This is a genomic window from Peptostreptococcaceae bacterium, assembly GCA_016649995.1.
Taxonomy (GTDB): Bacteria; Bacillota; Clostridia; order Peptostreptococcales; family BM714; genus BM714.
On sequence record JAENWJ010000091.1, the window covers coordinates 1 to 3,168 of the forward strand.

Consider the following 3,168-nt stretch of genomic DNA (forward strand, 5'->3'; position numbering starts at 1 on the left):
TGCGAAGTCGGTCAGGCAAAGATAACGAAGGCATACAATCTAAATGCGAAGTATGTAATTCATACCGTAGGACCTGTCTGGCATGGTGGAAATAGGAACGAGGAGGAGTTGCTGGCTGACTGCTATAGGAATTCACTTGCGATTGCCAAGGAGTACAATATCAAGAGTATTGCATTTCCAATCATTTCATCAGGCACTTCCGGATACCCAAAGGACAGGGCTCTTGAAACGGCAATATCTGTTATTGGAGACTTTCTGATTGAAAATGACATGGATATTTTTCTTGTGGTGTACGACAAGGAGACATTCGGGATATCGGAGAAACTGTCTTCGTCAATCAAGCATTACATAGACGAAAACTATATAGAAGAGAATGATTTAAAATCCGATTCGTTTTACAACTTGGAAGAAATGTCTGTGTACGAACTTCAAAGAAGGTATGCCAGCAGCTTGGACGATGTATTGGCTCACCTCGACGAAACATTCTCTGAGACTCTCTTGAGCCTGATTGACAAAAGAAAAATGACTGATGTCGAAGCGTATAAAACAGCGAATGTAAGCGGCAAGCTTTTTTCTAAGATAAGGAGCAACAAGGATTACCACCCGAGTAAATCAACGGCGCTTGCCTTCGCGATTGCCTTGAATCTAAATCTTGATGAAACCAGGGATCTGCTTCTGAGGGCTGGCTTTGCCCTATCGAATAGCAGCAAGGTTGATGTTATTGTCAGGTATTTCATAGAAAAGAGAAACTATGATATTTTCAATGTGAATATAGTTCTATTCGATCGGAACCAGAAGCAGCTGGGCGGGAGAATGTATGCAGAGTAAGCAGATTCGAGAAGTCGGAGAAATCATTTATATCTGAAGGTCTTAGATAAAATTGATAATGAATACATAAATCGGCGGCAGATCCATCGCGCGTGTTCAACATTTTTGTTGTTCGCATGGCGATGGATTTGTCGCTTTTTATGCGAACAATGCATTATATGAAGGTGGTATTGTAAAACCATAAACTGATGGGATGTTGTTTAAGCTCGAAAATAAATAGACGAAGAGTTCACAGCGGGTTGAACGTGAAATTAATCGTGGGAGATGGGAATTTGAGGATAGGAGGCGGTGAAATGAAACATGTGAACTTTCTGCTTGAGCTGATGGGTAGAGAATACAAATTTCATAAAGTTGCCATGGGATTGAATAGTGGTCCAGCTGAGTTTATACTTGCATCTGATGAAAGGGTAGCGGAGAGTGTTGAAAAGGCATATCCGTGTGATGGTGGTTTGCCTAGCCCTGTGCAAGCGATGATGGAAATGGTTTTATACATGGAGAAAAAAGACAATCGAATGGAGCAGGAAAACAATGACAAGGGGTTTGATTGCTTGGTCGATGAGGTTGGTGGATTCGGGCTTGTCACAGTCAAATCCATTGGTGATTGCGGACCTTTTGCAGCGATAATTTCGACGGCAGATTGCATAGTGGATTTGCGTGACTGGTTGTCATGCGGAAATGATGACAGGCTTTCATTTATGATGGTTCATATTTCTGGTGTAATGTCGGAAAGAATTCATGAAGCTAAAATATATAGGAAATTGGAGTCAACGCACGATAACGGGAAATACGAAAACAGGAATGTGCTCTTGGAAATACTATCTGGTGGAATTATAGACTCGGGAACGGGGGTATGCGACAGCGGATATGTAAAGGTAACGCTTGCGGTGGAATGCGGTTTGAAGGAAGTGGTAGAGAAAAAATTCCCCAAGATATTGGATTTTACACCATGTATGATTGCTGCGCTCGATGCTTTGCAATACATCGACAAAACTAAGGCGAAATACGGTCAGGAGGACATTTTGTTCATGCAATTTACAGACCAGACAGTTCTTTCGCGGCTATTGTGGTTGAGCCATTGGACAGAAGAGGGGAAGCAACGGTGTTTATTTCGGATAAATCCAATGTTTGGGAGTTTTATGATCTGGCGACCATAATAAATCCGGATGAAGCGTGGAAGCATTACGAAGAGGTTATGAAAATGATAAAAGGAGGAGTTGAATGTGTGGATTTGAAAATGAATTGAAGAAATATGAAGGTAGACAGGGAGAAGTTTCTCGATCTATTTGATTCATATGGCGTAATCGTGGGGATGGTGTTATTGCTTTATTTAGTTATAATCTTTTATTTATAAATTTTGATTTTCCATAGCATACTTGATTTTATTCTTTAAAGAAGAAAATTTCTCATCTTTGTCTTTTCTGGTAACTTCTATAGGTTCGTTAAAATAAATTGATATAATATTAAAAGGCAATGGTATTTTAAAATGATCCCATCTTTTATGCAATTCGATCTTTCTTTTCACACTAAACGAAATTGGCAGTATTCTTCGTTTTGTCAGACGAGCAGAAATGAAAGCAAAATCATTTGGAACATGATAAAATCCAAGAGGGCCATCTAAAGCTATGGCAACATTTGAAATATCTTCCACATCAATGATTTTTCTCATTTTGAATAGATGTTTTCCTCCATCAGAGGTATCCGGAATCCTTATTGTTTTATACCCAAAATAATCGCACATATTTGATATGTAATCTCCTCTTCTGTCTTTAGTAATTAAAATATATAGTTTAGATCCCTTCAAAGCAGGATAGAGGCAATAACTATCTCCATGCCAAAATAGTGCAATTACTTTCTCCTGACTGTCTTCGGTTAATATCTCGTTATGTCCGATTAAGTTGACTTTGCTGGTATTATAAACAAAATCTATATATTCTACCATAATCATTGTCGTCAATTTTTCAAATATAGCTTTAATCATCTTTAAGTCTCCTTTAGCCGATTAGCTTTATCCTCAATTATTTTTCTGTAAAACTTTTCAACCCTCTCAGCCATTTTTTCCAAAGAAAAATTCTCAGAATACAAAAATGCATTTGCTCTCATTGTTTCAAGAACATCTCTGTTTTCAAGGATATAAATCACTTTCTTAGACCACTCTGCTATTTCATCTGATGTTTTGCAACCATTAAATCCGTCTTTAATTAGTGTCTGCTGATTAACCTTCAAAGCATTGATTTAACTGACTTTTAGGTGAATATTTGATATAATGAATGCAAGGGTATTTCGCAATTAGAAGCATTTTCCTTGCACTTGCCTATAATATTTACTCAAAAGGGGCACGAA

3 protein-coding genes are annotated in these 3,168 nt (G+C 38.1%); 2 read left to right on the plus strand and 1 reads right to left on the minus strand.

Annotated features, from left to right (window positions below):
• Positions 1-828, plus strand: an 828-nt coding sequence (locus tag JJE29_09295) for a macro domain-containing protein (protein MBK5252810.1), incomplete at its 5' end; no start/stop codon positions are given.
• Positions 829-1,121: 293 nt separating this feature from the next.
• Positions 1,122-1,982 carry a hypothetical protein gene (locus tag JJE29_09300; protein MBK5252811.1) on the plus strand — a complete coding sequence of 287 codons (861 nt, stop codon included), beginning with the start codon at positions 1,122-1,124 and terminating at the stop codon, positions 1,980-1,982.
• Positions 1,983-2,173: 191 nt separating this feature from the next.
• Here the strand turns inward: JJE29_09300 and JJE29_09305 are convergent, their stop codons facing one another.
• Positions 2,174-2,806, minus strand: coding sequence for a DUF374 domain-containing protein (locus JJE29_09305; GenBank protein MBK5252812.1), 633 nt, complete (start codon positions 2,804-2,806; stop codon positions 2,174-2,176).
• Between the last annotated feature and the right edge of the window lie 362 nt (positions 2,807-3,168).

Excerpts from the sequence above, each read along its gene's own strand:
- JJE29_09305 (MBK5252812.1), bottom strand. The coding sequence starts at position 2,806 with ATGATTAAAGCTATATTTGAAAAATTGACGACAATGATTATGGTAGAA.
- JJE29_09300 (MBK5252811.1), top strand. The coding sequence starts at position 1,122 with ATGAAACATGTGAACTTTCTGCTTGAGCTGATGGGTAGAGAATACAAA.